Below are 26292 nucleotides of genomic sequence, written 5' to 3' on the forward strand. Positions count from 1 at the left end.
ATTGCCAGATTTCTGTATAATCGAATAATATCGTCGATTTGCCCGACCTGTCAAGGTGCCCGGTCGAACGCCGGCCGCCGCCGGCTACTTTGCATGGGGTTGTTTTCGATATTTTGGCAATGTGCCCGCGATTGAACCTGCCCCCTACTTCTTGTCGCTGACCGGCACCGTGTAGTTCAGGATCAACCGACCGCCGTCGGGATAGATGGTCTGGCCGGTGATATAGGAGGCATCGTCGCTGGCCAGGAATGCCACGACGGCGGCGATCTCGCTCGGCTCGCCGCAACGGCCGGCCGGCGTGCGCGACAGCACGCTGCGCCGCGCATCCTCGGACGAGAAGATCGCCGTCGCCACCATCTCGGTCAGGATCGTGCCGGGTCCGACCGCCACGACGCGAATGCCGTGCGGCGCCAGCGCCACGGCGGCGACCGACGTGAGCTGCTTCATCGCGCCCTTCGACATCGCGTAGGTCGCGAGCGAGGGGATCGCGAGCAGCGCGTTGACCGAGGACATGTTGACGACGACGCCGCCACCGCCCTGCGCGATCATCTGGCGCGCCGCAGCCTGAACCCCGAAGAACGCGCCCTTGAGGTTGATCCCCATGACGTCGTCGAATTCGGCCTCGCTGATGTCGAGGAAGTCGCGGTTGCGCGCGACGCCGGCATTGTTGACCATGACGTCGAGCCGGCCGAACTCCTTCACCGCGGTCGCGACGATGCGGTCGACATCGGCGCGCTTGCTGACGTCGGCCTCGACCGCCCGCAGCTGATCGATATGTCCGAGTTCCTGGGCGGTGTGGACAAGCCCTGCAGCGTCGACATCCGAGATGACGACCCTGGCGCCGTCGGACAGGAAGCGCGCCGCGCAGGCCTTGCCGATGCCGCGTGCCGCTCCGGTGATGGCGACGACCTTGCCGGAATTCTTCATGGGAGTGCCTCCAGAACAAACTGTTCATGGAGCAATAGCGCATTGCGCGTCGGCAGGGAACGCGGCGGATTCTCCGGGCGAGACCTCAGGACTTGATGCGCGCGAGAATCCGGTCGGCCTCGGTACGCCAGTCGGCGCTGCGGGCGAAATCCGGCGTTCCCCTGGGGCCGAACACGCCCTCATCGGCAAGATCGGCGATCCAGCCCTGCCGCTCGGCGGTGCCGGAGGCGGACCATGGTGCGAGCCCGGCCTCGCGCACGGTCTCCGCCACCTCGCGCACCTCCTCGGCACGGCGCCGGCCGTGCTCGATCACCCGCTGAAAGAAATAGGCGCCCTGCTTCTCCCAATCGATGCTCGGGAAGGTCTCCTTGAGCGAGGCGAGCACCGCATCCTCGACGCCATAGGCCCGTGCGGTGGTGAAGCTCTCGATCACCATGGCCTCCAGCCCCTTGATCATGATGCTGCGGCACATCTTGACTGCCGAGGAGACGCCGAGCTCGTCGCTTGCGACCTTCGCCGCGAAACCGAGCGCGACCAGCTGCGGCGCGAGCTGCCGCGCGCCTTGGCCGCCGAGCAGCAGCGGCACCCTGATCCGGTAAGGCGGCAGCGAGGTCATCACCGCGCCCTCGACATAGCGGCCACCGGCGCCGTCGATGTGCGCCGCCGCGCGACGCTTGGCGCCGGGCGAGGCCGAGTTGAAATCCAGAAACCAGGCGCCGTTCCGGATTGCGGGTGCGCAGGCCGCGGCCACCGGGACCGCCTGGCTCGCCGTCACCGCCGAAATGATGAAATCGGCCCGCGCCGCGAGATCGGCATGGGATTGCGCGAGCTCGACGCCTATTTCCGCTGCGTGCGCGCGCAGTGGCACGCCCTGCTCGCGGTCAAGCTTGATATCGTAGGCCGAAACCCTCACGCCCTGCTGGCGCAGATCCTCGGCAAGGATGCGACCGACCTCGCCATAGCCGAGCATGCCGACCTGCCATTGCCGCGGATCGCCGGAGATTGTCATCAGTTCGGGTCCCGTGTTGTGTCGTCGAACAGCTCATCGACCGTGACGCGCCGGGGGATCAACGCCTGCTGCACGCAATAGTCGATCATCAGTTCGAGCGGCTTACGGTTCGCCGCAACGCCGAACGGCAGCAGGTCCGGCATGCCGGGCGGGCCGGCCTCTGCCTTGCCGCGCTTGAAGAGATCGTACAGGCTCCGCACCACGTCCGGCCGCGACGTCGCAAGCTGCTTCGTCACTACCACCAGATGATTGACCGGCACCACGCCGTGCCGCTGGTACCACCGGGCCGCCTCTCGGGCTGGATCGGCGAACAATGGCTTGAATGCCGGATCGCTGGAGGTCTCGCCGAGCACAGCATCGAGCTTTCCGTCCCTCAGCATCTGAATGATGGTGCTGCCCTTCGGCGCACGCAGGGTGCTGTCGACATATTCCGCGACATGCGGCTCTTCGAACGTGACCCAGTTGATCCTGTCGAGATTCACGCCATGGTCATTGGCAAGGATGCCGCGCATCCATGCTCCGGTCGTGGTCGTGAACGAGCGGATGCCGACCCGCTTGCCTTCGAGATCGGCGGGCACGAGCGTGCCGCGGTCGGCGCGATAGAGCGCGTGGCCGTGCTGGAAGCGGCCGACCATCGCCGCCGGCAGCAGCACCAGCGGCTTGCCGTGCGCCCTTGCCATCAGATAGGTCACGATCGCCATCTCGCAGACGTCGAACGCCTGCTCGCGCACCATCGGCTTGAACGCGGCGTTGGTCGGCGTGAATTCTTTGAAGTCGAAATCGAACAGGTCGGAGCGAAGCTCACCGTTCTTCACCGCCCGGATGTGCGGATGATTGCCGAGCACGGCGCGCAGCCGAAGTTTCTCCATCGCGACAAGCTCCGGCGTTCAGGTCACCACTCGGCCCGGATTTGTGCCCGGAGCCATGCGCGGCGCGGGCGCCCCTCCGTCGAGCGGCGCGGCCTGCAACGCGGCGACGGTGGCGCGCACCAGTTGCTCGATGGCGTGGCCGGCATCGGTGCCGTCGGCGCTGCCGCGTGACAGGCGCGAGACGCGCTCCGGCGTCACCAGCGTGTAGTAGAGCGCGCCGAGCAGGAAGTGGCTGCGCCAGACCAGATCGGTACGCGGAATATGCGGCAGGCTTTCATGAATCGCGTCGATGAAAGCATGACTGGTGTCGTCGAAGGTCTGCGCGATGATCTTGCGCACGACCTCATTGCCCTCGGCCGACATGATCGCACGCAATCGCGTGAACCGCGTTCCGCCGCCGGCAAGATCACTGCCGGACGTAAACGCCGGCAACACATAGGCGCGCACGATCGCCTCCAGCCGGTCCTGCAGATCGCGCACCCGCCGCGCCGCCGCCAAGAGCTCGGAGCGCCGGCGGTTCATCGGGCCGCAATGGCGCCGATAGATTTCCAGCAGCAGGCCGTCCTTGGTCCTGAAATGATAGGTCACACTGCCCGGATTGGCGCCGGCGGCCTGCGCGATGTCGCGCACCGAGACGGCGTTGAAGCCGTAGGTCGAGAACAATTCCTCCGCCGCGGCGAGGATCGCCTCGCGCATGTTCGGCTTGCGGGCGCCGGCGGCGGCCTTCACGTCGGACCTGGCGGGTTTGCGGACCATATTTGTACTATCGTCCAAACAATCCGGTCGCGTCAACAACGCCGCGCTGCACGTATCCGTCAGGATAGTTTGACGTCAGGCTCGGCACGACCGCGCGCGGCGGCCTCGAGCAGGAACGTCCTGCCATGCTCGGGATCGGCCGCACGCTGCGCCTCATCCATGTCCTGCCAGGCCGAGGTGACCAGCACGCGCGAGAAGTCGCGGCCGACGAATGCCGGGCAGCTCGATTGCCTCGCCGGTACGCGCAGCGAACGCAGATGCCGGCCGGTCGGATCGTAAACGTCGACGCATCCGCCGCCCCAGCGCGCGTTCCAGATCATCCCGTCGGCATCGACGATCGCGCCGTCGAGCCCGCCGCTGCCTCGATGCCTGATCAATTCGGTGGCCTCGCCGACCGGCAGTCCTGTTGATGGATCGAGCGGCACGCGATGCAGCACGTTGGTCGCGGTATCGGCGAAATAGCCGATGTCGCCCGCGGGCGAAAAGCAGATCGCATTCGGGATCGTGATCCCGGGATACAGCCGCACGATGCGGCCCCGGTGCAGCGCATAGATCGCGCCGGCACGCTGCTCGGCATGGCGCCCCATGGTGCCGAGCCAGAACGTGCCCGACGGATGCACACGCGCATCGTTGGAGCGCGTCAGCGGATTGTCGGCCTCCAGCGCGGCGAAACGCTGCAGGCGGCCGTCGGCAACGTGCCGTACATAAAGTCCATCTTCGGTCAGGATCAGCTGCCGCTCGCCGTCGATCCGCGCCATTGCACTCGCCATTTTCGGCAGTTCGTGAATGACGGTGCGGCCACCTGCAAATCGATGCTCGAACAGCCGGCGCTCGCGGATATCGAACCACCAGGCGGTGTCGGTCGCCGCATCATAGGTCGGGCCTTCGCCGAGATGGCAACGCTCCGCCGACAGCACGGATGTCGGCACCTCTTCCATCGGCGGCTCGGCGGCACGGTCGGTCATGGCGTCACTCACACGGTTGAGAAGCGGTAGACGATGCTGCGCCGATAGAGCTGCCCCGGATCGAGCCGCGCCGACGGGAAGTCGGGCCGGTTCGGCGTATCAGGCCAGGCATGCGGCTCGAGACAGAGCGCATCGGATTGCCGGTACAAACGACCGCCCTTGCCGGCGGTCGAGCCGTCGAGGAAATTGCCGGAATAGAACTGCAGTCCCGGCTGATCGGTGAAGAGCTCCATCACGCGGCCGCTGTGCGGCGCCTCGAGGCGCGCGGCCAGACGAAGGTCCGTCCCCTTGGCCAAGCAGAAATTGTGGTCATAGCCCCGCCCGAGCCGCAGCTGCTCGTCATGCATCCTGATCCGCGCGCCGATGGCTGTGGGCTTGCGGAAGTCGAACGGCGTGCCGTCGACCGGCCGCGGCGGCTCGTGGAGCGGGATCGCGGTGGCATCCACCGCGAGGAAGTGATCGGAGGCGATCGTCAGGCGATGATCGAGGATCTGCATGCCCGAGCGCGCGCCCTCGAGATTGAAGAAGCTGTGATTGGTGAGGTTGAGGCAGGTCGGCCGGTCGGTCGTCGCCTCGTAGGTGACCGAGAGCTCCATCGGACTGCGCACGCGCCAGGTCACGCGCGCCGCGAGATTGCCCGGATAGCCCTCCTCACCATGCGGGCTCTCGCGCTCCAGCACCAGCGTCTGTCCCGGATCATCCGATAGTTCGACGATCCGCCACAGCTTGCGATCAAAGCCATGCACTCCGCCATGCAGCGCGTTGGGACCGTTGTTGGCGTCGAGCTGCACGGTCTCGCCATCGAGCACGAAGCGCGCGCCGGCGATCCGGTTGGCGTAACGGCCGACCGTCGCACCGAAGAATTTGCGCTGTGCGAGATAGCCGTCGAGCTCGTCGTGGCCAAGCACGATGTCGTCGCAATGCCCGTCACGATCCGGCGCGAGCAGCGCCTGCAGCGTGGCACCGAACGGAAGGATGGCGGCCTCAAAGCCGTGTTCGCCGCGCAGCGTCACGCGCTCGACCACGGTGCCGTCGTGCAATTTGCCGAAGGGGGCGCGACCAATGCTGGCTGATGTCATTGTCAGTCCTCGAACGCCTCGACGAGGCGCCGTCGCCCGAGCATGAAGCTATCGGCGACAAGCCGCAAGGGCGCGAGGTCGACATCGGATTTTCCGTCCGAGGTCAGCGCGACGAAACGGCGGTACAGCGCGGGATATTCCTCATCTGGCGCATCGACCACCAGCCTGCTGCCATCGCGCAGCTGCCTTCCACCTTTCGACAGCGTCACAGGCCCGGCCTCGGTCTCGCACAGGATGTCCCAGCTCGGCGATCCGGTCTGGCGGAAATCGAATTCGGCGTGGATTGGCAAGCCGTTCGCGTCGGAGAGTTCGATCTCTGCCGCAATCGGCGCCTCCCGATTGGAGGGAAAGTCCAACGTCGCGCTCCTGACAAAGACCGCACCCGGCAGGATCTCGGTCAGGATCGACAGCGCGTTGATGCCGGGATCGAACACGCCGAAGCCACCCGCCTCGAAGATCCAGGCCTGGCCCGGGTGCCAGACGCGCACGTCTTCCTTCCAGATGATGGTCACCTTGTTGATGGTGCGTCTCGCGAGCAATTGCCGCGCAGGACCGACCGCGGCCGCATAGCGTGAATGCCATGCGGCAAACAATGTCCGGCCCGCCTCCTGCGCGGCCGCGATCAGCGGCGTGAGTTCGCTCAACGTCGCGCCCGGCGGCTTCTCCAGCAGCACATGCTTGCCCGACGCGAGCGCGGCGGCGGCCTGCGCATGGCGCAGCTGCGGTGGCGTACACAGCGCGACCGCGTCGATCTCCGGCCCGTCGCGCAACAACTCCTGCAAATCGCGGAAATGCGGCAGGCCGGGCGGGGTCTTGACGGGATCGGCCACCGCAACGAGAGCCACGCCTGACGTCTTCGCGATCGCAGGCACGTGCTGCCGGCACGCGATCTCGCCAAAGCCGACGATGGCGATGCGAAGCAGGTCACTCATGGCCGTCCTCGCGTTGCTGTCCACCTGGCCGGCTGACGCCGCCAGGCAGAATCATAAGCCAGCGCAGAATACCAACGGCATGATGTGATTTTGGTTGCGGACACGCAAGTCCACGACGCTCTGTTGCGCGCCTCGCGGCCGAGGCATCGGCTTTGATCAATCAAGGCCGATGCTCCAGATTCCTGTTTTGACGGGCTTTGTTCGCGCGGACCGGTCACCGCCTCGCCCGAAATTGCGCTACCGTGCGGCCTCAAACCCGCCGAGCACCGCCGTCAGATTGGCGCCGAGGATGTCGGAGAGATAGCCGCCCTCCTGCACCAGCACCGTCGGCAACCCGAATCGGGCCAGCCCCTCGCCGATGCGGCGGAAGCCGTCGGTGGTGACGGCGAGGCCGGCAAGCGGGTCCTTCTCGGAGGCGTCGAGACCGAGCGCGACCACGAGCGCGGTCGGGGCGAAGGAGCGGATCGCCTTCTCCGCCGCTGCAAGCGCCTTCATGTAGTCGTCGTCACCGGTGCCCTTGGCGAGGGGAATGTTGAGATTGGTGCCGAGGCCGCCTCCGGCGCCGCGCTCATGCGCATAGCCCCAGACGAAGGGATAGAAGAACGACGGATCGGCGTGGATCGAGACGGTGAAGACATCCGGCCGCTCATAGAAGATGCCCTGCGTGCCGTTGCCGTGATGCACGTCGACGTCGAGGATCGCGACGCGCTCATGCTTCTGGCGCAGATGCTCGGCCGCAATCGCGCTGTTGTTGAGGAAGCAGAAGCCGCCGGCGAGGTCGCGATAGGCGTGATGGCCGGGCGGGCGGCACAGCGCGTAGACGGCATCCTCGCCGTCGAGCACCATCTGCGCGGCGGTGACCGCGACGTCGCTCGAGGCGCAGGCGCCGGCCCAGGTGCCGGGACCGATCGGGGCCGCGGTGTCCATCGTGTGCCAGCCGAGCTTGCCGACGATATGAGCGGGGTACGTGCCGGCATTGCGCACCGGGTGGATGTTCGCGATCATCTCCGGTCCGGCATTGCCGAGCGCCGACCATTCGTCCCACGCGTCCGCGAGAAAGCTCAGATATTCCGGACTGTGCACGCGCGCCCGCGGCCCCTGCCCGAACCTGGTCGGCTCGATCAGCGTGTGCTTGCCGGCCTTCAGGCCCGCCAGCAGGCGGTCGGCGCGTTCGGGCTGTTCGGTGGTACGCTGGACCACACCGCGGACCAGGAAGAATTGCGGATCATGGCTGCGGTGCAGATCACTGTAGACGGCCTTCACGGGGACACTCCTGTTGATCGGCGGCTGAGCTGGACAGAGCGAGGGCAATGTGCCGCACGCAAGCTTTGGCTTGCGCGTTGTACACTATCAGCGACGGCAACGATCTGAAACCGAGCGCGATTTCATGCTATGCCCGCATGCAGCGCAATGATTGAAAGACGCAGGACGCGAAGTCCGGCCATGGCCAGCGGCAAGACGGAGACGGAGGAAGCGGCAACGGGGCGGCGCGGGCGGCCGCGCTCCGCCGCGACCACGGCCGCGATCCTGGAAGGCGCCTATCAGCTGATGGCGACGACCGGCCTCGCCGCGACCACCATCGACGCGATTGCCAGACATTCCAACGTCTCGAAGATGACGATCTACAAATGGTGGCCGTCGCGCGAGGCCTTGCTGATCGATGCCTTCCTCGACCAGGCCTCGCGGGCCGTGCCGCTGCCTGAGGCCGGCAATCCGGTGGCCCGCATCCGCCGCCACGTTGCGACCTATGTCGAGGCGTTGCAGGGCGAGTTCGGTCGGGTGCAGCTCGCCGTGATCTCGGAATGCATCTCGAAGACCGGCACGGCGGAACTGTTCTACGAGCGTTACCTCGGCCTGCGCCGCAGCAGGATGCTGGAGATCATCGCCGCCGGCCAGAAGGACGGCAGCATCGGCGCGCCGGGCGTCCCCGGCGATATCTATGACGCGATCTATGGCAGCCTGTTCTACCGCTACGTCTTCGGCATCAGGCCGCTGACGCCGGCCTACGCCCGCAATCTCGTCAATCTGGTGCTGCGGCCCCGCGCGGACGCTTGACTATCAAGCAGAGCGCTGGCGCTGACGGCGGAACCAGGCCCAGGTCTCGCGCGTGACGGCCCTGTAGTTGCTGCCGCGATACACGATGTGGCCATCGACGATGGCGTTCAGCTTCGGCAGCGCATGGAACGGCACCGTGGGATAGGCGTGGTGCTCGACATGGTAAGGCATGTTCCAGGCGAACCATTTCATGATCCTGCCGGTCATCGTCGTGCGCGTGTTCTCGAACGCGCTCCGCGTCCGCTCGCAACCGGTGTGCTCGGCATAGAGATAGGGGCGCAAGATGAGCTGACCGGCCAGGAGCGGCACGATCCACACCCAGAGCAGGATCGCACTGTGCAGCGCGAACGACGCCGCGAGCAACAGCAGATAGCCCGCGAGATAGAGCCTCGCCTCCAGGACGATCGAGGCGCGCTTGTGCGCCGGAATCCACGGCACAACCACCTTTCCGGTGAGTGCATGCCAAAACATCAGGCGGATGCGAACCAACACCTGCAGCAGTCCCGAATAGGCGATCGCGAGCTGGGTGTCCGACGCAGGCTTGGGGCCGACGATCAGCTCCGGGTCTTTCTCCGGATCCTGCGTGTAGCGGTGATGGTCCCAGTGAAACAGGCAGTAATACTGGTAAGGCAGTCCGATCATGAAGGCGGACAGATTGCCGACGACAAGATTGAGCGCTGGACTGCGGAACGCCGTCTTGTGCGCGGTCTCATGTACCACCATGAACAGGAACGCGACGAAGTAGCCTTGCACGGCAATCAGCGGCAGCGCCCATGGCAGGCCATGGCGCGACGAGACCAGGAAGATCAGCGCACCGACGCTGACGATCATCCCGTAATGGCTTGCCGCGCGGACCGCGCCGGCAAGGTTCGACTTGGTCGACAAATCGCGCAAGGTCAGCGGGCTGAGCGGCTTCAGGCGAGGTCCGGCGTCACTGGTCTCGGCGGTGCTCATGGTCGTCTCACCTGTCAGCGTTGCAGCAGCGCCGAGATTTCGGCGTTGATGAAGGCGCGGTCTTCGGCGTTGTTGGCGGGATTGCCGGCCCGGTGCCCATGGATCGACGGAATTGCGTGCAGCGCGGCCGAGCGCGCGTTGACCAGGCGGCCGAGTTCATCCTCGTTGTCGCGCGGGTCGAAATAGCGATCGGTACGACCCGGCATCAGCAGGATATGCGCCTTGATCGCGGCCAGCGCCCGGTCGAAGTCGCCGCCGAATTGATCGCAACGGCTGATATCGCCGGCCTGCCAGATCGCGATCTGCGCCAGCAGATCATTCGCATCGCGCCGCGCGAAGGCACCGTCCCAGGATCCCGCGAGATAGTCTTCCAACGAGTTGAAGCCGGCCTCGCGCCAGACTTCCTCGCGATAGAACTCATGCGACATCGCCCAGCCGGCATAGACGCGCCCCATCGCGCGCAGGCCCATCGTCGGCTTAGTGACGAAGCGGCCGTCCCGGTAGGCCGGGTCGGCGGTCAGCGCGGCCTTCACACCTTCGAGGAACACATGATTATACGGCGAGCACCGCGCGCTGCCGCAAACCACGGCTGCGCGCTCGACCATGTCGGGATACCGCGCGGCCCAGTGATAGGCCTGCATGCCGCCCATCGACCAGCCATAGACCAGCGCGAGCCTGGTCACGCCGAACCGCTCGACCAGCAGCCGCCGCTGGATCGCGACCGCGTCATGATAAGTGAAGGCAGGAAACGGCGCGCCGCCGAGCACCTCGGCCGAATTCGACGGCGAGGACGACAGGCCATTGCCGAACAGATTCGCGATGACGATGAAGTAGCGCCCGGGATCGAGCGCGCCGCCCGGCTGCACCAGCCATTCGATGTCGGCGTGCTGTGCGGCAAACGACGTCGGATAGAGGATGACGTTGTCCCGCGCCGCGTTCGGCGTGCCATAGGTCTTGTAGGCGAGCCTCAGTTGCGGAAACACGGCACCGCCCTGCAGCGTCACATCACCTGCCTCGAACACCTCATAGTCGCGCGGCGTGGTCATCAGCATTCGACCTCGAGCAGCCGGGCGCAACGCTGCGCCCTTAATAACTGTACTAAACGTACATTAATTTGTCGATCGTGGCAAGGCGTCATCGTGCGAGGATGTGACGCACTTGCATTGTCGTCATTGCGAGGAGCGATAGCGACGAAGCAATCCATATCTCCGCTTGCGGCAGGCTGGATTGCTTCGCTTCGCTCGCAATGACGTGGATGGAGCGGTGCGCATTGTCTCCGTCATGCCGCGCGCAACGGTGGCATCGCACCGGGCCGATCCATTCAAAATCGGTATGGATCAATACCCGTTTCGGCTTGGACCCATTGTCGTCATCTCTCTAGGACAGACCCCGAGGAAATTTTCGAGGAGGCGCTAATGAGCGCAATTGTGTCCGCCGCAGACACGCGGCGATCCCGCGTCCGGCTCTTGATCGTGACGATGCTGTTTCTCGTCACCACAGTGAACTATGCCGATCGCGCCACGCTCTCGATCGCCGGCCCCGCCCTTTCCAAGGAACTGCATCTCGATCCCGTCGCGATGGGCTACGTGTTCTCGGCGTTCGGCTGGTCCTATGTGGTCGCCCAGGTGCCGTGCGGCTGGCTGCTCGACCGCTTCGGCTCCAAATGGGTCTATGCGATCAGCATCATCGTCTGGTCGATCTTCACGGCAATGCAGGGCCTGGTCGGGTTCCTGTCCGCGGGCACGGCCGTGCTCCTGCTGTTCGCCCTGCGCTTTCTGGTCGGCATCGCCGAGGCGCCGTCATTCCCGGCCAACGCCCGCATCGTCGCCTCCTGGTTCCCCGGCAATGAACGCGGCACCGCCTCGGCCTTCTTCAATTCGGGGCAGTATTTCGCCACCGTGATCTTCGCGCCGCTGATGGGCTGGATCGCCCATGAGTATGGCTGGCGCCATGTGTTCTACGTGATGGGTGCGCTCGGCATCGTCATGGGCATTGCCTGGATCAAGACCATCTACGAGCCCAAGGAGCACCCCGCGATCAACGAGGCCGAGTTCGACTACATCAAGCAGGGCGGCGCGCTGGTCGACATGGACGCGGCGAAGGCTGGCAAGACGCAGGACAACGGCCCCAGCTGGGACCACATCCGCCAGCTGCTCGGCAACCGGATGATGCTCGGTGTCTATATCGGCCAATACTGCATCAACACCCTGACCTACTTCTTCCTGACCTGGTTCCCGGTCTATCTGGTGAAGGAGCGCGGGCTGTCGATCCTGCAGGCCGGCTTTGTCGCGACCTTGCCGGCGCTGTGCGGCTTTATCGGCGGCGTGCTCGGCGGCGTGATCTCGGACTACATCCTGCGCCGCACCGGCTCGCTGACCATGGCGCGCAAGATCCCGATCGTCGGCGGCATGCTGCTGTCGATGTCGATTATCGCCTGCAACTATGTCGACGGCCAGGCGCTGGTGGTCGGCTTCATGGCGCTCGCCTTCTTCGGCAAGGGTATCGGCGCGCTCGGCTGGGCGGTCGTCTCGGACACCTCGCCGAAGGAAGCCGGCGGCGTTTCCGGCGGATTGTTCAACACCTTCGGCAATTTGTCCTCGATCACGACGCCGATCATCATCGGCTACATCCTCGCCGCCACCGGCTCGTTCAACGGCGCGCTGGTGTTCGTCGGCGCCAACGCGCTGGTCGCGGCGATCGCCTATCTGTTCATCGTCGGCGAGATCAAGCGGGTGCAGCTGAAGGCGGCCTGAAGGCGATGCGCTTTGCTCCGTCATATCACCTCATCCCCGCGCAAAGGCTTCGCCTTTGTCGCTGGAGGAGCCCGCGCAGCCGGCGTCTCGAAGGATGTAGGCCACAGACCGGGCCTTCATGGTTCGAGACGCGCGTTCCGCGCTCCTCACCATGAGGGTCTGAGATTTTCGAAACTGAAACGGCGGCTTCGGCCGCCGTCCTTGTCTGCTTGTTTGTCTGCTTTTTGTGTTCTTGGCCAGCGGGAGGCATCGATGCTAGAACGCACAAATCCCCGTTCGATCCATTCCGGGTTAGCATCGATGTTCGACCTGAGCCAGCTCCGCTGCTTTGTCACGGTGGCCGAGGAATTGCACTTCGGCCGCGCCGCGGCGCGGCTCAACATGACCCAGCCGCCGCTGAGCCGGCAGATCCAGGTGCTCGAGCACATCATCGACGCGCCGCTGCTGGAACGCACCAGCCGCTCGGTGCGGCTGACGCCGGCCGGACGCAGTTTCCTGCCCGAGGCGCGGCGCATCCTCAAGCTCGCGGAATCCGCCTCGCAGGTTGCCCGCCGCATCGCGCTCGGCAAGACCGGCTCGCTCAAGATCGGTTTCACCGCCGCGGCCGCCTACGGCTTCCTGCCCGACCTGATCGCGGCCTGTCGCTCGCGCCTGCCCGAGGTCGATTTTTCGCTGAAGGAGATGGTCTCCGGCGATCAGTTCGAGGCGCTCACCACCGGGCAGATCGATGCCGGCCTGCTGCGCCCGCCGATCGCGCGGCCGGAATTCGCCAGCCGGCGCGTCGTGGCCGAGCCGTTGCTCGCCGCGATCCCGAAGAAGCATCCGCTGGCCGCGGCCGAGACGGTCAGCATCAAGGATTTCGACGACCAGCCCTTCGTGATGTATTCGCCCTATGAGGCGCGCTACTTCCACGATCTCTTGGTGTCGATGTTCACGCGCGCCGACGTGCTGCCGCGCTATGTCCAGCATCTCAGCCAGATCCATTCGATCCTCGCCATGGTGCGCGCCGGGCTCGGCGTTGCGATCGTGCCGGAAGCGGCCGCGAGCCTGAAGATCGCGGAGGTCAAGTTGAAGCCGCTGAAGCTGCGGTCACCCGTGCCGGTCGAGCTGTTCATGGTGTGGCGGCGCGATCACGAGAACCAGTTGCTGCCGTCACTGATCGAGATCGCAACTGAAATCGCCGCGCCGCATCTGCGTGGCGATTGATGCAGAGTTAGCATCGCTCGATACCGCGTTTGGCTTGGACGCGCATCGAAGCATTCCCTAGAAATTCCGCCATGGACGCGCGCTGCTCGCGCATCCCGTTCCCCAGAAACATTCAAGGAGTGGCGCCATGAGCAAGATGACCCCTCAGGAGATGGCCGCTAGAATCGGTGGCGGCCTCCTGTCCTTCCCCGTGACCCCGTTCAACGCGGATTATTCGTTCGACGAGGCGACCTATCGCGCCAACATGGACTGGCTATGCGGCTATGACGTTGCCGGCCTGTTCGCCGCCGGCGGCACCGGCGAGTTCTTCTCGCTGACGCCGAGTGAAGTTCCGCACGTCGTGAAGATCGCGGTCGACGAGACCAAGGGCCGCGTTCCCGTGCTGGCCGGCACCGGCTACGGCACCGCGATCGCGCGCGAGATCGCTGTCGGCGCCGATAAAGCCGGCGCCGACGGTCTGCTGCTGCTGCCGCCCTATCTCACGCATGCCGAGCAGGACGGCCTCGCCGCGCATGTCGAGGCGGTGTGCGCGTCGGTCAAGATCGGCGTCATCGTCTACAACCGCGACAATGCGATCCTGCAGCCCGATACGCTGGCGCGCCTCTGCGAGCGCTGCCCGAACCTCGTCGGCTACAAGGACGGCATCGGCGACATCGAGCTGATGACCCGGGTCTACACCCGGCTCGGCGATCGCCTGACCTATATCGGCGGCCTGCCGACCGCAGAGACCTTTGCCCTGCCCTATCTCGACATGGGCGTGACCACCTATTCGTCGGCGGTGTTCAACTTCGTGCCGGAATTCGCCACCAAATTCTACGCCGCGGTGCGCCGGCGCGATCATCAGACCATCCATGCAGGGTTGAAGGATTTCATCCTGCCGCTGATCGCGATACGCAACCGCAAGAAGGGTTATGCGGTGTCGATCATCAAGGCCGGCATGAAGGTAATCGGCCGCGATTCCGGCCCGGTGCGGCCGCCGCTCACCGATCTCACCGCGCAGGAGACCGCCGAGCTCGCCGCACTGGTGGCCAAGCTGCCGCAGGCCGCCGCGCAGCAGGCGGCAGAATAAGCCGAACGGCCAACAACGAAGGGAGGAGCAGATGATCCAGGACACGATCCGCACCGGCTTTGCCGGCGCACCTGTTGTCACGGCGATGGAGGTGATCCCGGTCGCCGGCCGCGACGGCATGCTCCTCAATCTGAGCGGCGCGCATGCGCCGTTCTTCACCCGCAACCTCGTTATCCTCACCGACAACTCCGGCCACACCGGCGTCGGCGAGGTGCCCGGCGGCGAGAAGATCCGCAAAACGCTCGAGGACGCCCGCGACCTCGTCGTCGGCCAGACCATCGGCGCATGCAACAACATCCTGGCCTCGATGCGCCAGGCCTTCGCCGACCGCGACGCCGGCGGCCGCGGCAAGCAGACCTTCGACCTCCGCGTCACCATCCACGCGGTCACCGCGGTGGAATCCGCGCTGCTCGATCTGCTCGGCCAGCATCTCAATCTCCCGGTCGCAGCGCTGCTCGGCGAAGGCCAGCAGCGCGCCAGCGTCGAGACGCTCGGCTATCTCTTCTTTGTCGGCGATCGCAAGAAGACCAGCCTTCCCTATGTCGAGGGCGAGACCGGCAAGCCCGACTGGTTCGATCTGCGCCATCAGGCGGCAATGACGCCGGAGGCGATCGTACGCCTCGCCGAAGCGACGCAAGCGCATTACGGCTTTGCCGATTTCAAGCTCAAGGGCGGCGTGCTCGCGGGCGAAGCGGAGATCGAGGCCGTCACCGCAATTGCAAAACGCTTTCCGAAGGCGCGCGTCACGCTCGACCCGAACGGCGCATGGTCGCTCGACGAGGCGATCCGGCTGTGCAGCAACATGCATGGCGTGCTCGCCTATGCCGAGGACCCTTGCGGCGCGGAGGCCGGCTTCTCCGGCCGCGAGATCATGGCCGAGTTCCGCCGCGCCACCGGGCTGCCGACCGCGACCAACATGATCGCGACCGACTGGCGCCAGCTCTCGCACGCATTGCGGCTTGGCGCGGTCGACATTCCGCTGGCCGATCCGCATTTCTGGACCATGCAGGGCTCGGTGCGGGTGGCGCAGACCTGCCGCGACAACGGCCTGACCTGGGGCTCGCACTCCAACAACCATTTCGATATTTCGCTGGCAATGTTCACCCATGTCGGCGCCGCCGCGCCCGGCAAGGTGACCGCGATCGACACCCACTGGATCTGGCAGGACGGCCAGGCGTTGACGCGCCAGCCGCTGCAGATCAAGGGTGGCAAAATCGCGATCCCGGATCGGCCGGGCCTCGGCATCGAGCTCGATCGCGGTGCCATCGAGGCCGCGAACGCGCTATACAAGCAGCATGGTCTCGGCGCCCGCGACGACGCACTGGCCATGCAGTTCCTGATCCAGGGGTGGACCTTCGACGACAAGCGTCCCTGCCTCGTGCGCTAAACAAGAAAGGTTGGAAACATGACCGCTCACCAGAAGAACTTCATCGCCGGCGAATGGGTCGACGGAACAGGCATCACGCGGGACATCAACCCCTCCAACACCGGCGATGTCGTCGGCGAATACGCCAAGGCCGACAAGGCGCAGACCGAAAAGGCGATCGCCGCCGCGAAGGCCGCATTCCCGGCCTGGGCGCGCTCGACGCCGCAGGAGCGCTTCGACGCACTGACCAAGATCTCGGTCGAAATCCTCGCCCGCAAGGAAGAGCTCGGCCGCCTGCTCGCGCGCGAGGAGGGCAAGACGCTGCCGGAAGGCATCGGCGAGGTGGCGCGCGCCAGCCAGATCTTTGCGTTCTTTGCCGGCGAAGCGCTGCGGCTGATGGGCGAGAAGGGCGCATCGGTGCGCCCCGGCCTCGACGTCGAGATCACCCGCGAGCCGGTCGGCGTCGTCGGCATGATCACGCCGTGGAATTTCCCGATCGCGATCCCGGCGTGGAAGATCGCGCCGGCGCTCTGCTACGGCAATTCAGTGGTGTTCAAGCCGGCCGAGTTGGTGCCGGGCTCCGCCCATGCGCTGTCCGAGATCATCGCGCGTTCCGGCATTCCGGCCGGTGTCTTCAACCTCGTGGTCGGCTCGGGCTCGGTGGTCGGCCAGACCCTGCTCGATCATCCCGATGTCGCCGCGATCTCCTTCACCGGCTCGGTGCAGACCGGCCGCAAGATCGCGCAGGCCTGCGTGCTCTCCAATCCGATGAAGAAGTTCCAGCTCGAGATGGGCGGCAAGAACCCGCTGGTCGTGCTCGACGACGCCGACGTCAAGGTCGCGGTCGAGGTCGCGGTCAACGGCGCCTATTTCTCGACCGGCCAGCGCTGCACGGCGTCCTCGCGCCTGATCGTCACCTCAGGGATTCACGATCGCTTCGTCGCCGCGATGACAGAGCGCATGAAGGGGCTCTCCGTGGATGACGCGCTGAAGAGCGGCGTGCATGTCGGCCCGGTCGTCGACCAGAGCCAGCTCGACCAGGACCTCCGCTACATCAAGATCGGCCAGGATGAAGGCGCCCGCCTGCACTGGGGCGGCGAGCTGTTGAACCGCGAGACGCCCGGCTTCTACCTGCAGCCCGCGCTGTTCACCGAAACGACCAACCAGATGCGCATCGCGCGCGAGGAGATCTTTGGCCCCGTCGCCTGCGTGATCCGCGCCAAGGATTATGAAGAGGCGCTGGCGATCTCGAACGACACCGAGTTCGGCCTCGCCTCGGGCATCTGCACGTCAAGCCTGAAATACGCCTCACACTACAAGCGCAACAGCGAGGCCGGCATGGTGATGGTCAACCTGCCGACCGCCGGCGTCGACTACCATGTCCCGTTCGGCGGCCGCAAAGGCTCGAGCTACGGCGCACGCGAACAAGGCGCCTATGCCCGCGAGTTCTACACCACGGTGAAGACGGCTTACACGTTCCCGGGTTGACCTCGTGAGATGAGATCGCGCGGCACCGTCGCTGCGCCCCCTCTCCCGCTTGCGGGGAGGGTCGGGGTGGGAGCTCTCTCCACGAGTCATACTGTGGAGAGAGCCCCCACCCGGATCGCATTATTCGATGCGATCCGACCTCCCCCGCAAGCGGGAGAGGTGAAGCAACGTCAGGAGGAGTCCACGATGGACCAGTCGATCGGCGCGCAGGAGCAGCCCCGCTACATCAAGCTCAACGAGCGCGACAATGTCGCGATCGTCGTGAATGATTTCGGGCTGCCCGCCGGCTCCCGCTTCGCCTGCGGCCTGACCTTGCGCGCCTTCGTGCCGCAGGGCCACAAGACCGCGCTGGAAGACATCGCCGAGGGTGCCCCCATTGTCCGCTATGGCGAGGTGATCGGCACGGCGCTGTTGCCGATCCTGGCCGGCGAATGGGTCGACGAGGCACGCATCCGCATGCCTGAGGCCCCGCCGCTCGATCAGCTCGATATCGCGACCGCGGTGCCGCCGGCGCTCCCGCCGCTCGAGGGTTTCACTTTCGAGGGCTACCGCAATCCCGACGGCTCGGTCGGCACCAAGAATATCCTCGGCATCTCCTCCTCCGTGCAATGCGTCAAGGGCACGATGGAATACGCGGTCAAGCGCATCCGCGCCGAGCTCTTGCCGAAATATCCGAACGTCGACGACGTCGTGCCGCTGACGCATGCCTATGGCTGCGGCGTCGCGATCACGGCGCCCGACGCCGTGGTGCCGATCCGCACCCTGCAAAATCTCGCGCTCAATCCGAATTTCGGCGGCGAGATCCTCGTCGTCGGCCTCGGTTGCGAGAAACTCGCGCCGGAACGACTGGTGCCGCAAGGCGTCAGCGATGCCATCGTGCGGATGCAGGACGAGGCCTTTGACGGCTTCGGCGCCATCGTCGACGCCATCATGACCCAGGCCGAGGCCCGGCTGAAGGTGCTCAACACCCGCAAGCGCGAGACCTGCCCGGCCGCTGACCTTGTGATCGGCCTGCAATGCGGCGGCAGCGACGCGTTCTCCGGCGTGACCGCGAACCCCGCGGTGGGCTTTGCCGCCGACCTGCTGGTTCGATCAGGCGCGACCGTGATGTTCTCGGAAGTGACCGAGGTACGCGACGCGATCCAGCTGCTGACCCGCCGCGCCGTCAACGAAGATGTCGGTCGCGCGCTGATCCGCGAGATGGCCTGGTATGACGCTTATCTTGCCCGCGGCGGCGCCGACCGCAGCGCCAACACGACGCCCGGCAACAAGAAGGGCGGTCTCGCCAACATCGTCGAGAAGTCGCTCGGCTCGATCGTCAAGTCCGGCTCCGGCCCGATCGCGGGCGTGCTGTCGCCGGGCGAGAAGGCGCGGCAGAAGGGCATGCTGTTTGCCGCGACTCCCGCCAGCGACTTCATCTGCGGCACGCTGCAGCTCGCCTCCGGCATGACTTTGCAGGTGTTCACCACCGGCCGCGGCACGCCGTATGGCCTGGCCGCCGCGCCCGTCATCAAGGTCGCGACCCGCAGCGAGCTGGCACGACGCTGGAAGGACCTGATCGATTTCGACGCCGGCTGCATCGCCACCGGCGAGAAGACAATCGAGGAAACCGGCTGGGACCTATTCCGCCTGATCCTTGACGTCGCGAGCGGGCGCACCAAGCCGTGGTCGGACCGCTGGGGCATCCACAACGATCTGACGCTGTTCAACCCGGCGCCGGTGACCTGAGCATCGCGGCTCCTTAACCGCCCGTTAGCCACGTCCTGATCGGCCGGGGAACGTCGCAATTCGATTCAAATTGTCTGGGCATGGAGGCACACATGACCCGGACCATCAATGATCTCAGAGATCAGGCAGACCGCGCCGAGCGGCTGGCACGCACCGGCATGGACTCGTTGACGGCCGAGCGCCTGCGTGCCTACGCGGAGGAATGTCGCAGCCAGATCGCAGCCGCCGAGCGGGAGAGGCAATCGGGGGCATCACCAGCGGCATAGATGTCCGGGGGTTCGCCGCCACACGCTTGTCAAAATTTCTCGAGTCCTCGCACTTCCCTGGCGGCGACCTTGATCAGCGGCTTGACCGCCTGTTCCTCGCGGCCAAGCACAACCCCCGAAGCGAAAGCGCTGGCGCGCTCCTTCCGATGCGGGGCCTTCAGCGCCGCATCGATCGCCAGCTTGCGGTGCGCGACAAAATCGTTGAGCGAGCCGAGCGCATCCTGGACCCGCTTCAGGTGCCTGGAGAGCCGCGCGAGTTGCCTGTGCTCACCCTTGCGCGAAAACAGGCTTTCGAAGAAATCGATCGCGTATCTGAGCGTCTTGGCCTTGATGCGCACCTTGTGCCGCTCCTGGGCCGACAGCTCGTCGAGACGCCGGCCATCCTTGCGCAGCTTCCTGACGCGGCGATGCAGCAGCGCGGCGGCGAATTTCTCGATCGGACCGCCCTCGTCCTCCGCGGATATGGTCCTCTTTGCCTCGATCCATTGCAACGTGTCGATCAGCATGGACCGATAGCGCCGCGAATTGACCGCCTGCCGAGCGCCGGCAAATGCGCGGTCGCGGCGGTCGGAGAAATCCTGCCGGATCGCTTTGCCGCCTCGCCGCAGCAGCGCGTCATGCGATGCAGGCTCGATATCTTCCTTGACGAATACATCAAGCTCGCGCGCCGGTGCGAGCGCGTTGGTGAGCCACTTCAGCTGCGTCTTGATGTCTTCCGTCGGGGCTACGAGGAGGATCTTCGAGAACAGCGAGATCGCGGCGCGCAGCCGCCGCAACCCGACCCGCATCTGGTGAATGCCTTCCGCCTCGCCCTCGCGGACGGCGTCGGCATTCGACGAGAAGTGACGAAGCGCGGCGCGCGCGATCACCCGAAACGCCGCGCCGGCGGTAAGCCCGGCGTCGAGCACGATGGCCCCGGCGGAGACGACGACATGCTCCTCGCCATCGGCAAGTTCATAGCCATGTTCGGCTTTCGAGCGCAGATCGAGCTCCGCCGCCGCCTTCCGCTCCAGCGCCCTGGCGACCCGGAACAGGTCGAGCGGGCGGCCGCTCTTGAGTTCGAGTTCGACCTCGTCGATTCGGCGCGAACGATGCCCGGCCGTGGTGTAGCCGCGATCGATCGCGAGCTCGATCTCGCTGCGTTTCGTCCGCAGCGGCACGGTGATACGCCGGACCGACGTCGCGAACATCGGCTTCAGCTTGTGACGCAGCCTGTCGGACGCGAGCTTTTCGAGCGGTGTACCTTCGGCCTTGTCGAGGTCGAGGTGTCCATCCGCAAGGTCGGTCTCCCATTCGCCCCGTTCAAACTGTGGACCCGCCCCGGACTTGATCGTCTGAACATAGCTGGCGCCATCCCGCCGCACGCGCAATGTCAGTCCGTGCTGCCTGAGCTTGTGCTTCGCGGTGTCGAAATAGGTCGAGACGAGATCGCTCTCGGATGGTGCGCCGCTTTTGCTGCCGGCGATCCGCGGTTTCTTCAGTCCCTTGAGCTTGCGCGCAGGAACGCGGAATTTGAGCTCCGTCTCGGCCGCCATCGTCGCTCCGTGGCCTGCGGCACCAAGCAAACGTCCGCCGTGACGAGGTCAGCGACGGACGTTCATGCTCACACAAGATCGCCTGAAGTTGGCGTCAATCGTCGTCGTTGTGGATGACGGTCTTGCTGCGATTGCCGAATTCGTCCCGCTTCTTGATGACCGTGGTCCGGTCACGGCGCGGCTCACGCTCCCTGATCACGGTGGTGCGATCACGATCGCGGTCGCGATACTCGGGCGCCCGGCCAACCGTTACACCCGCGCCGACGGGACCTGCGCGGACACCGATATCATCGGCGAACACAGGCGATGCGATCGCGGTCACCATGGCCGCGGCTAGCAGATACGTCCTCATGCCGTCTCTCCTCCTCCATTTGCGACGAAGGAGGAACGTCGAGTGCGACACACCGTTCCTGTATCGACTGTGCTGCAATTGCTCACGCACAGTTGCGAAACATCGCGCGGGGAACTCGCTGAACAGGCATTCATCTGTGTGGCGAAATACCCGTGTTCCACGCGTTGAATAGCCTGAATTGATGTCCCACGTCCTTAACCAACAGGAGGACGTTCCATGAAACAGTCACAGCACTTCCTCGACAATGCGGAGAACTGCGCGCAGCTTGCCGAGCGTGCCGACGACGAGCCGACCCACAAGCGCTTCAAGCGAATGGAAGCGGCCTGGCGCGCGCTGGCAAAGGAACAGGATTGGCTCGACGGCGAGACTTCGCCAGCGGAAAATGCAGCCTAGATCCAGCCCGGCCGTGGCGACAAATGCGACGTCGCCACGGCCCGCGGCCTACTCGGCGCTGCGCTGCCGCTGCCAGCGCAACAGATAGGCCTGCAGCCGCCAGATGATCGCCGACAGCACCACACCGACCAGCATCAGCACCACGACAGCAACCATCATGCCCGAGGCCTCGCCGCGCGCCTCCGATTCGATGATGAGGCGGCCGATGCCGCGCTCGGCGCCGATGAACTCGCCGACGATCACGCCGATCAGTGCGAAGGAGATCGCAGGCGTCAGCGAGGCGAACACCCAGGCCATCGTCGAGGGGATTACCACCGTCCGGGTGATCTGCCATTCGCTGGCGCCGAGCAGCCGCGCGGCATTGGTGAAGCCCTCGTCGATCGAGCGCGCGCCCTCGAAGGTGTTGAAGAACACCAGGAACACGACGACGATCCAGGACGTCACGATCTTCGACATGTCGCCGATCCCGAATGCCAGCACGATGATCGGCGCCAGCGCGATCCGCGGGATCGAATTGACAGCGGTGATGAAGGGCTGAAAGATCGCGCTCAGCCGGTCGGATCGTCCCAGGATCAGCCCCGCGACGAAGCCGCTGACCACGCCGGTGACGAAGCCGAAGAAGGTATTCTTCAGGGTGATGGCGGTCGCGGCCCAGAGATTGTTCTCGTTGCGCGCCAGGCACTTTCCGAAGTCGCCGTTGAACCAGCTGTTGAAGGCGCCGAGCTTCGAGGTCAGGCAGCTCTGGATCAGGAAGTTGTCGAAGATCATCGACGGCTTCGAGATGAAGTAGGGATCGAGCAGGTCGGGCACCAGCCAAGGCAGTCTGGTGCGGAGGTCGTAGCCCCATTGCCAGACCGACAGCACGACGGCGCAGATCAGGACCTGCCAGCCGACCGTGCCGAGCGTGCCGTACCTCTTCATGCGCTGCGGCCCTTGACGAATTCCTCGCCGAGCGAATGCCAGATGTGCTGAAACAACTCGGCATAATGCGGGGTCTCGCGCACCTTCACCGCATCGCGCGGGCGCGCGAAGTCGACCTCGAACATGTCCTTGATGCGACCCGGCCGCGCCGAGAACAGGATGATGCGGTCGGCCAATGTCAACGCCTCGCCGAGGTCGTGAGTCACAAACAGCACGGTCTGCTGCTCGCGTTCCCAGATCCGAAGCAGCACCTCGTGCATGTCGATCTTGGTGTGGGTGTCGAGCGCGCCGAACGGCTCGTCCATCAGGAGAATCTGCGGCTCGACGATCAGGGTCCGCATCAACGCCGCGCGCTGCCGCATACCACCCGACAGCGCCGACGGATAGGCGTTCTCGAATCCCTTCAGGCCCGCTTGCGCGACGCATTCCGCGATGCGCTCCGTCCGTTCCTGAGCCGGCACGCCTGACAGCTCCAGCCCGTAGCCGATATTGTCGCCGACGGTCCGCCATGGAAACAGCGTGTCGCGCTGGAAGACATAGCCGACATTGGGCGTCGCCTTGCCGGAGACCACGCGCTTGCCGTCGATCAGGATCTCGCCGCCGGTCGGGCGGATCAGCGAGGCGATCATGTTGAGCACCGTGCTCTTGCCGGAGCCCGACGGCCCGAGCAGCGCGACGAACTCGCCGCGGCGGACGTCGAAGGTCACGTCGCGGACCGCCTCGATCGTGGTCCTGGCAAGCTGGAACGACTTGCTCAAACCCTTGACCTCGACGCGGCGATCGGCCGGGGCGCGCGGCGATACGGTTGCGCTTGTCTCGAGCGCGCTCAACCCGGATAGGCCTTTCGCGCCGCTTCGATCAGGTTGGAATTGACCACGTCGGCGATCTTGAGCGGCTTGATGCCGGTCATCTCGCGGAACCAGACCTTCTCGCCGCGCGCGAAGCTCGCGGCGTCGATCGAGCCCTCATAATCCGCGACCTTCTGGATCGACGTGATCTCCAGCAGATTGGCCTCGCGCGAGGTGCTGCCGACATAGGGCTCGATGGCGTCGTAGACCTCCGTCGGCTTGTGGGTCTTGATCCATTGCGACGCCCGCCACAGCGCGGTGACGTAGGCCTGCATCTTGGCCGGGTCCTTGTCGATGGTGGCTTGCAGTGTGAAATGCGCGGTCACCGGCACCTTGCCGCCGATATGCTTGTTCCAGATCGCCTCATCGGTACCGTCGAACAGCAACTCTCCCCAGCCCTGCTGCTGCGCCTCGTTCAACAGCGACAGCGAGCTGACGAGGATGTCGACCTGCTTCGACTTCAGCGAACCCAGCATGGTGTCGACATTGCCGGTGCCGATCCAGGTCACCTTGTCGTCGAGCCCCATGGTTTCCATGTAGTAGGACGACCAGACATGGTTGGTGCCGCCGAGCGAGGAAACCGAGACGATCGGCTTGCGGCCGTCGGGCCGCTTCCATTGCGTGAAGGCCTCCAGCGAGTTGATGCCCTGGTCCTTCAGATCCTTGCGCAGGATGAACATCACCGAGTTCGATCGCGTATCGACCGGCAACAGCACACGCGCGGCGCGGCCGTGATTGGTCAGCTGCATCGGATGGGTGACGTCGCCGATGCCGATATCGCCCTGCGAGGAAGCGATGATCTCGCGGGTCTTCACGCCGCTGCCGCCCTGCACCAGCTTGCAGTCGAGCCCGGCCTCCTTGAAGTAGCCGATGCGGTCGGCGACGAACTGCGTCTGATAGACCGGCACCGCGACCGGATAGATCGCGCGGCCCGCGGCCGCCTGCGCCCATGCACGGCCACCCGCCAGCGCCGCGCCGCCGGCGGCGATGACCGTCAGCGCCGATCGCCTCGAAATGTGGGGCATGGCGAGGCGCGCCATCACGCGTGCTCCTTCGCCGAGATCTTGTCGAGCGCGCCGAGCACCGCATCGCCCATCTGCACGGTCGACAGCTTTTTCGCCCCGGCCTCGGCGATATCGGCCGTGCGCGCGCCGGAGGCGAGCGCGGTCTGCACCGCCTTCTCGAGCAGGTCGGCGTCCTCAGGCCGGTTCAGCGTCAGTCGCAGCAGCATCGCGACGCTGAGGATCGAACCGAGCGGATTGGCGATGCCCTTGCCCGCGATGTCGGGCGCGCTGCCATGCACCGGCTCGTACAGCGCCTTGCGCCGGCCGAAGCGATCGACCGGGCCGAGCGAGGCTGACGGCAGCATGCCGAGCGAGCCCGAAGCCATCGCCGCGCAGTCGGACAGGATGTCGCCGAAGATATTGCCGGTCACCATCACGTCGAACTGCCGCGGCTCGCGCACGATCTGCATCGCGGCGTTGTCGACATAGAGATGGGTCAGCTCGACATCGGAGAACTCCTCCTTGTGCAGCTTGATCATCTCTTCGCGCCACACCACGCTGGTCTCCAGCACATTGGCCTTGTCGACCGAGCAGACCTTGTTGCGCCGGGTCCGCGCCAGCTCGAAGGCCGAGCGCGCGACGCGACGGATCTGGTTCGTGGTGTATTGCTCGGTGTTGAAGCCGCGGCGCTGGCCGTCGGGCAGCGTCTCGATGCCACGCGGCTCGCCGAAATAGATGCCGCTGGTCAGTTCGCGGATGATGACGAAGTCGACGCCGTCGAGCACCTCGGGCTTGAGCGGCGCGGACGCCGACAGTGCCGGGCTCGCCACGATCGGCCGCAAATTGGCATAGAGATCGTATTTGCTGCGCAGGCCCAGCAGACTGCCGGCCTTGCGCGCTGCGGCCGGCACTTCGGTGGTCTCCGGCCCGCCGGTCGCGCCCCATAGGATGGCGTCAGCCTCGTCCATCGCCTCCGCGGTGTCCTCGGGCAGCACCTTGCCGGTCGCCAGATACGGGATCAGGCCGTATTGCGCCTCGCGCAGGGTCATCGGCACGTTACGTTTCGCCGCGAACCAGTCGAGCACGCGGCGCGACTGCGCGGTGACCTCGGGGCCGATGCCCTCTCCGCCGACGACGGCGACCTTGACCATGTTGGATTGCGTGCTCATGCCGGTGTCCTTGAAACGGGTGTCGTTGTCGAATGAATCCATGGCCGCGCCGCGCGGTCGGAAGCCTGGAAGGCGAGGATCTCGTCGTCGCGCCGCAGCGTCAGCGCCACCTCGTCGAGGCCCTTCAGCAGCCCCTCGCGCCGCCGCGGATCGATCTCGAAGGAATGCCGCGCGCCCGACGGCGAGACGATGGTCTGGGCCTCGAGGTCGATCGAGACCTTGCCCGCGCCCTGCGTCGCCTCGATGTCGGCGGCGAGCTGATCGACCACCGCCTTGTCGACGATGATGGGCAGGATTCCGTTCTGGAAGCAGTTGGCGAAGAAGATGTCGCCGAAGCCGGAGCCGATAATGGCGCGGATGCCGCGCTCCTGCAGCGACCACACCGCGCCCTCACGCGACGAGCCGCAGCCGAAATTCGGCCCGGTCACCAATATCTCCGCCTCCCGGTACGGCTCGCGGTTCAGGATGAACTCCGGATTCTCCGAGCCGTCGGGCAGATAGCGCAGCGAGCCGAACGCCCATTTACCGAGCGTGCCGCGGATCGAATTGCCCACCAGCCGCTCGATGCGGATGATGACGTCGGTATCGATATTGCCGCGCATGATCGGCGCGGCGGTTGCGGTGAGCTTGTCGAACGGTTTTGGCATG

26 protein-coding genes are annotated in these 26292 nt (G+C 65.6%); 9 read left to right on the plus strand and 17 right to left on the minus strand.

The features are described 5' to 3' along the window. Nucleotides 1-144: 144 nt before the first annotated feature. The 8 genes from ACVWYP_RS38525 to ACVWYP_RS38560 all read right to left on the minus strand — a co-directional run bounded on the left by ACVWYP_RS38525 (nucleotide 145) and on the right by ACVWYP_RS38560 (nucleotide 7800). Nucleotides 145-927 (minus strand): SDR family NAD(P)-dependent oxidoreductase, encoded by a 783-nt coding sequence (locus ACVWYP_RS38525; RefSeq protein WP_304496974.1) that lies wholly within the window; start codon nucleotides 925-927, stop codon nucleotides 145-147. A gap of 85 nt (nucleotides 928-1012) precedes the next feature. Further along, nucleotides 1013-1930, minus strand: coding sequence for a DUF1932 domain-containing protein (locus ACVWYP_RS38530; protein WP_304500382.1), 918 nt, complete (start codon nucleotides 1928-1930; stop codon nucleotides 1013-1015). A gap of 5 nt (nucleotides 1931-1935) precedes the next feature. Continuing rightward, complete coding sequence (locus tag ACVWYP_RS38535) at nucleotides 1936-2805, minus strand: ABC transporter substrate-binding protein (protein ID WP_304496975.1); 870 nt, start codon at nucleotides 2803-2805, stop codon at nucleotides 1936-1938. An 18-nt stretch (nucleotides 2806-2823) separates the two neighbouring features. Further along, a complete protein-coding gene (locus ACVWYP_RS38540; protein ID WP_304496976.1) occupies nucleotides 2824-3561 on the minus strand; it encodes a TetR/AcrR family transcriptional regulator in 738 nt (245 codons plus the stop codon). Between the two features lie 59 nt (nucleotides 3562-3620). After that, nucleotides 3621-4499 (minus strand): SMP-30/gluconolactonase/LRE family protein, encoded by an 879-nt coding sequence (locus ACVWYP_RS38545; protein ID WP_304500383.1) that lies wholly within the window; start codon nucleotides 4497-4499, stop codon nucleotides 3621-3623. Between the two features lie 35 nt (nucleotides 4500-4534). Next, nucleotides 4535-5605, minus strand: a complete 1071-nt coding sequence (locus ACVWYP_RS38550) for an aldose epimerase family protein (protein WP_304496977.1) — start codon at nucleotides 5603-5605, stop codon at nucleotides 4535-4537. A 2-nt stretch (nucleotides 5606-5607) separates the two neighbouring features. Then, nucleotides 5608-6537 carry a Gfo/Idh/MocA family protein gene (locus tag ACVWYP_RS38555; protein WP_304496978.1) on the minus strand — a complete coding sequence of 310 codons (930 nt, stop codon included), beginning with the start codon at nucleotides 6535-6537 and terminating at the stop codon, nucleotides 5608-5610. Nucleotides 6538-6774: 237 nt separating this feature from the next. Next, a complete protein-coding gene (locus ACVWYP_RS38560) occupies nucleotides 6775-7800 on the minus strand; it encodes a histone deacetylase family protein (RefSeq protein ID WP_092089641.1) in 1026 nt (341 codons plus the stop codon). Between the two features lie 180 nt (nucleotides 7801-7980). Here ACVWYP_RS38560 and ACVWYP_RS38565 point away from each other — a divergent pair, with 180 nt between their 5' ends. Continuing rightward, nucleotides 7981-8592: a TetR/AcrR family transcriptional regulator gene (locus ACVWYP_RS38565; protein ID WP_304496979.1), complete on the plus strand. Its 612-nt coding sequence runs from the start codon at nucleotides 7981-7983 to the stop codon at nucleotides 8590-8592. 3 nt (nucleotides 8593-8595) lie between these two features. Here ACVWYP_RS38565 and ACVWYP_RS38570 read toward each other — a convergent pair whose 3' ends face one another. Together ACVWYP_RS38570 and ACVWYP_RS38575 are read right to left on the minus strand one after the other, a co-directional pair. Then, on the minus strand, nucleotides 8596-9546 hold the full coding sequence (locus tag ACVWYP_RS38570; RefSeq protein WP_304496980.1) for a fatty acid desaturase: 951 nt from the start codon (nucleotides 9544-9546) through the stop codon (nucleotides 8596-8598). 14 nt (nucleotides 9547-9560) lie between these two features. Beyond that, complete coding sequence (locus ACVWYP_RS38575; RefSeq protein WP_304500384.1) at nucleotides 9561-10592, minus strand: alpha/beta fold hydrolase; 1032 nt, start codon at nucleotides 10590-10592, stop codon at nucleotides 9561-9563. Nucleotides 10593-10961: 369 nt separating this feature from the next. Here ACVWYP_RS38575 and ACVWYP_RS38580 point away from each other — a divergent pair, with 369 nt between their 5' ends. From ACVWYP_RS38580 to ACVWYP_RS38610, 7 genes are all read left to right on the plus strand, one after another. Further along, the gene (locus ACVWYP_RS38580; protein WP_304496981.1) at nucleotides 10962-12299 is read left to right on the plus strand and encodes an MFS transporter; all 1338 of its coding nucleotides are present in this window, start codon (nucleotides 10962-10964) and stop codon (nucleotides 12297-12299) included. Nucleotides 12300-12599: 300 nt separating this feature from the next. After that, nucleotides 12600-13505: a LysR substrate-binding domain-containing protein gene (locus tag ACVWYP_RS38585; protein ID WP_028333278.1), complete on the plus strand. Its 906-nt coding sequence runs from the start codon at nucleotides 12600-12602 to the stop codon at nucleotides 13503-13505. Between the two features lie 127 nt (nucleotides 13506-13632). Beyond that, entirely contained in the window at nucleotides 13633-14574 is a 942-nt protein-coding gene (kdgD, locus tag ACVWYP_RS38590) for a 5-dehydro-4-deoxyglucarate dehydratase (protein ID WP_304496982.1), read from the plus strand. A gap of 31 nt (nucleotides 14575-14605) precedes the next feature. Further along, nucleotides 14606-15961 carry a glucarate dehydratase gene (gene gudD, locus ACVWYP_RS38595; RefSeq protein WP_304496983.1) on the plus strand — a complete coding sequence of 452 codons (1356 nt, stop codon included), beginning with the start codon at nucleotides 14606-14608 and terminating at the stop codon, nucleotides 15959-15961. A gap of 18 nt (nucleotides 15962-15979) precedes the next feature. Beyond that, entirely contained in the window at nucleotides 15980-17428 is a 1449-nt protein-coding gene (locus tag ACVWYP_RS38600) for an aldehyde dehydrogenase family protein (RefSeq protein ID WP_304496984.1), read from the plus strand. A 186-nt stretch (nucleotides 17429-17614) separates the two neighbouring features. Then, nucleotides 17615-19156 (plus strand): galactarate dehydratase, encoded by a 1542-nt coding sequence (gene garD, locus ACVWYP_RS38605; protein ID WP_304496985.1) that lies wholly within the window; start codon nucleotides 17615-17617, stop codon nucleotides 19154-19156. A 92-nt stretch (nucleotides 19157-19248) separates the two neighbouring features. Further along, the gene (locus tag ACVWYP_RS38610) at nucleotides 19249-19422 is read left to right on the plus strand and encodes a hypothetical protein (RefSeq protein WP_225158646.1); all 174 of its coding nucleotides are present in this window, start codon (nucleotides 19249-19251) and stop codon (nucleotides 19420-19422) included. A 29-nt stretch (nucleotides 19423-19451) separates the two neighbouring features. Here ACVWYP_RS38610 and ACVWYP_RS38615 read toward each other — a convergent pair whose 3' ends face one another. Then, a complete protein-coding gene (locus ACVWYP_RS38615) occupies nucleotides 19452-20957 on the minus strand; it encodes a CYTH and CHAD domain-containing protein (RefSeq protein ID WP_304496986.1) in 1506 nt (501 codons plus the stop codon). A gap of 94 nt (nucleotides 20958-21051) precedes the next feature. Continuing rightward, the gene (locus ACVWYP_RS38620; RefSeq protein WP_304496987.1) at nucleotides 21052-21309 is read right to left on the minus strand and encodes a hypothetical protein; all 258 of its coding nucleotides are present in this window, start codon (nucleotides 21307-21309) and stop codon (nucleotides 21052-21054) included. A 216-nt stretch (nucleotides 21310-21525) separates the two neighbouring features. Between ACVWYP_RS38620 and ACVWYP_RS38625 the strand changes: the two genes are divergently transcribed. Next, nucleotides 21526-21702 (plus strand): hypothetical protein, encoded by a 177-nt coding sequence (locus ACVWYP_RS38625; protein WP_162832403.1) that lies wholly within the window; start codon nucleotides 21526-21528, stop codon nucleotides 21700-21702. Nucleotides 21703-21750: 48 nt separating this feature from the next. Here ACVWYP_RS38625 and ACVWYP_RS38630 read toward each other — a convergent pair whose 3' ends face one another. From ACVWYP_RS38630 to leuD, 5 genes are read right to left on the minus strand one after another with little or no spacing between them, the layout of a single operon-like run. Then, nucleotides 21751-22623, minus strand: coding sequence for an ABC transporter permease (locus tag ACVWYP_RS38630; RefSeq protein WP_016843480.1), 873 nt, complete (start codon nucleotides 22621-22623; stop codon nucleotides 21751-21753). Then, entirely contained in the window at nucleotides 22620-23453 is an 834-nt protein-coding gene (locus tag ACVWYP_RS38635) for an ABC transporter ATP-binding protein (protein WP_304496988.1), read from the minus strand. The genes ACVWYP_RS38630 and ACVWYP_RS38635 overlap by 4 nt, the downstream gene beginning before the upstream one ends. Next, nucleotides 23450-24511: an ABC transporter substrate-binding protein gene (locus ACVWYP_RS38640; RefSeq protein ID WP_304496989.1), complete on the minus strand. Its 1062-nt coding sequence runs from the start codon at nucleotides 24509-24511 to the stop codon at nucleotides 23450-23452. The genes ACVWYP_RS38635 and ACVWYP_RS38640 overlap by 4 nt, the downstream gene beginning before the upstream one ends. After that, a complete protein-coding gene (leuB, locus tag ACVWYP_RS38645; RefSeq protein WP_304500385.1) occupies nucleotides 24511-25644 on the minus strand; it encodes a 3-isopropylmalate dehydrogenase in 1134 nt (377 codons plus the stop codon). The genes ACVWYP_RS38640 and leuB overlap by 1 nt, the downstream gene beginning before the upstream one ends. Beyond that, nucleotides 25641-26291, minus strand: coding sequence for a 3-isopropylmalate dehydratase small subunit (gene leuD / locus ACVWYP_RS38650; protein ID WP_304496990.1), 651 nt, complete (start codon nucleotides 26289-26291; stop codon nucleotides 25641-25643). The genes leuB and leuD overlap by 4 nt, the downstream gene beginning before the upstream one ends. Between the last annotated feature and the right edge of the window lies 1 nt (nucleotide 26292).

The organism is Bradyrhizobium sp. USDA 3262, assembly GCF_054060035.1.

What these genes read in the sequence shown, in the direction of transcription:
- ACVWYP_RS38525 (WP_304496974.1), bottom strand. Translation starts at nt 927, where the DNA reads ATGAAGAATTCCGGCAAGGTCGTCGCCATCACCGGAGCGGCACGCGGC.
- ACVWYP_RS38535 (WP_304496975.1), bottom strand. Translation starts at nt 2,805, where the DNA reads ATGGAGAAACTTCGGCTGCGCGCCGTGCTCGGCAATCATCCGCACATC.
- ACVWYP_RS38540 (WP_304496976.1), bottom strand. Translation starts at nt 3,561, where the DNA reads ATGGTCCGCAAACCCGCCAGGTCCGACGTGAAGGCCGCCGCCGGCGCC.
- ACVWYP_RS38545 (WP_304500383.1), bottom strand. Translation starts at nt 4,499, where the DNA reads ATGGAAGAGGTGCCGACATCCGTGCTGTCGGCGGAGCGTTGCCATCTC.
- ACVWYP_RS38550 (WP_304496977.1), bottom strand. Translation starts at nt 5,605, where the DNA reads ATGACATCAGCCAGCATTGGTCGCGCCCCCTTCGGCAAATTGCACGAC.
- ACVWYP_RS38555 (WP_304496978.1), bottom strand. Translation starts at nt 6,537, where the DNA reads ATGAGTGACCTGCTTCGCATCGCCATCGTCGGCTTTGGCGAGATCGCG.
- ACVWYP_RS38565 (WP_304496979.1), top strand. Translation starts at nt 7,981, where the DNA reads ATGGCCAGCGGCAAGACGGAGACGGAGGAAGCGGCAACGGGGCGGCGC.
- ACVWYP_RS38570 (WP_304496980.1), bottom strand. Translation starts at nt 9,546, where the DNA reads ATGAGCACCGCCGAGACCAGTGACGCCGGACCTCGCCTGAAGCCGCTC.
- ACVWYP_RS38575 (WP_304500384.1), bottom strand. Translation starts at nt 10,592, where the DNA reads ATGACCACGCCGCGCGACTATGAGGTGTTCGAGGCAGGTGATGTGACG.
- ACVWYP_RS38580 (WP_304496981.1), top strand. Translation starts at nt 10,962, where the DNA reads ATGAGCGCAATTGTGTCCGCCGCAGACACGCGGCGATCCCGCGTCCGG.
- ACVWYP_RS38585 (WP_028333278.1), top strand. Translation starts at nt 12,600, where the DNA reads ATGTTCGACCTGAGCCAGCTCCGCTGCTTTGTCACGGTGGCCGAGGAA.
- kdgD (WP_304496982.1), top strand. Translation starts at nt 13,633, where the DNA reads ATGAGCAAGATGACCCCTCAGGAGATGGCCGCTAGAATCGGTGGCGGC.
- gudD (WP_304496983.1), top strand. Translation starts at nt 14,606, where the DNA reads ATGATCCAGGACACGATCCGCACCGGCTTTGCCGGCGCACCTGTTGTC.
- ACVWYP_RS38600 (WP_304496984.1), top strand. Translation starts at nt 15,980, where the DNA reads ATGACCGCTCACCAGAAGAACTTCATCGCCGGCGAATGGGTCGACGGA.
- garD (WP_304496985.1), top strand. Translation starts at nt 17,615, where the DNA reads ATGGACCAGTCGATCGGCGCGCAGGAGCAGCCCCGCTACATCAAGCTC.
- ACVWYP_RS38610 (WP_225158646.1), top strand. Translation starts at nt 19,249, where the DNA reads ATGACCCGGACCATCAATGATCTCAGAGATCAGGCAGACCGCGCCGAG.
- ACVWYP_RS38615 (WP_304496986.1), bottom strand. Translation starts at nt 20,957, where the DNA reads ATGGCGGCCGAGACGGAGCTCAAATTCCGCGTTCCTGCGCGCAAGCTC.
- ACVWYP_RS38620 (WP_304496987.1), bottom strand. Translation starts at nt 21,309, where the DNA reads ATGAGGACGTATCTGCTAGCCGCGGCCATGGTGACCGCGATCGCATCG.
- ACVWYP_RS38625 (WP_162832403.1), top strand. Translation starts at nt 21,526, where the DNA reads ATGAAACAGTCACAGCACTTCCTCGACAATGCGGAGAACTGCGCGCAG.
- ACVWYP_RS38630 (WP_016843480.1), bottom strand. Translation starts at nt 22,623, where the DNA reads ATGAAGAGGTACGGCACGCTCGGCACGGTCGGCTGGCAGGTCCTGATC.
- ACVWYP_RS38640 (WP_304496989.1), bottom strand. Translation starts at nt 24,511, where the DNA reads ATGGCGCGCCTCGCCATGCCCCACATTTCGAGGCGATCGGCGCTGACG.
- leuB (WP_304500385.1), bottom strand. Translation starts at nt 25,644, where the DNA reads ATGAGCACGCAATCCAACATGGTCAAGGTCGCCGTCGTCGGCGGAGAG.
- leuD (WP_304496990.1), bottom strand. Translation starts at nt 26,291, where the DNA reads ATGCCAAAACCGTTCGACAAGCTCACCGCAACCGCCGCGCCGATCATG.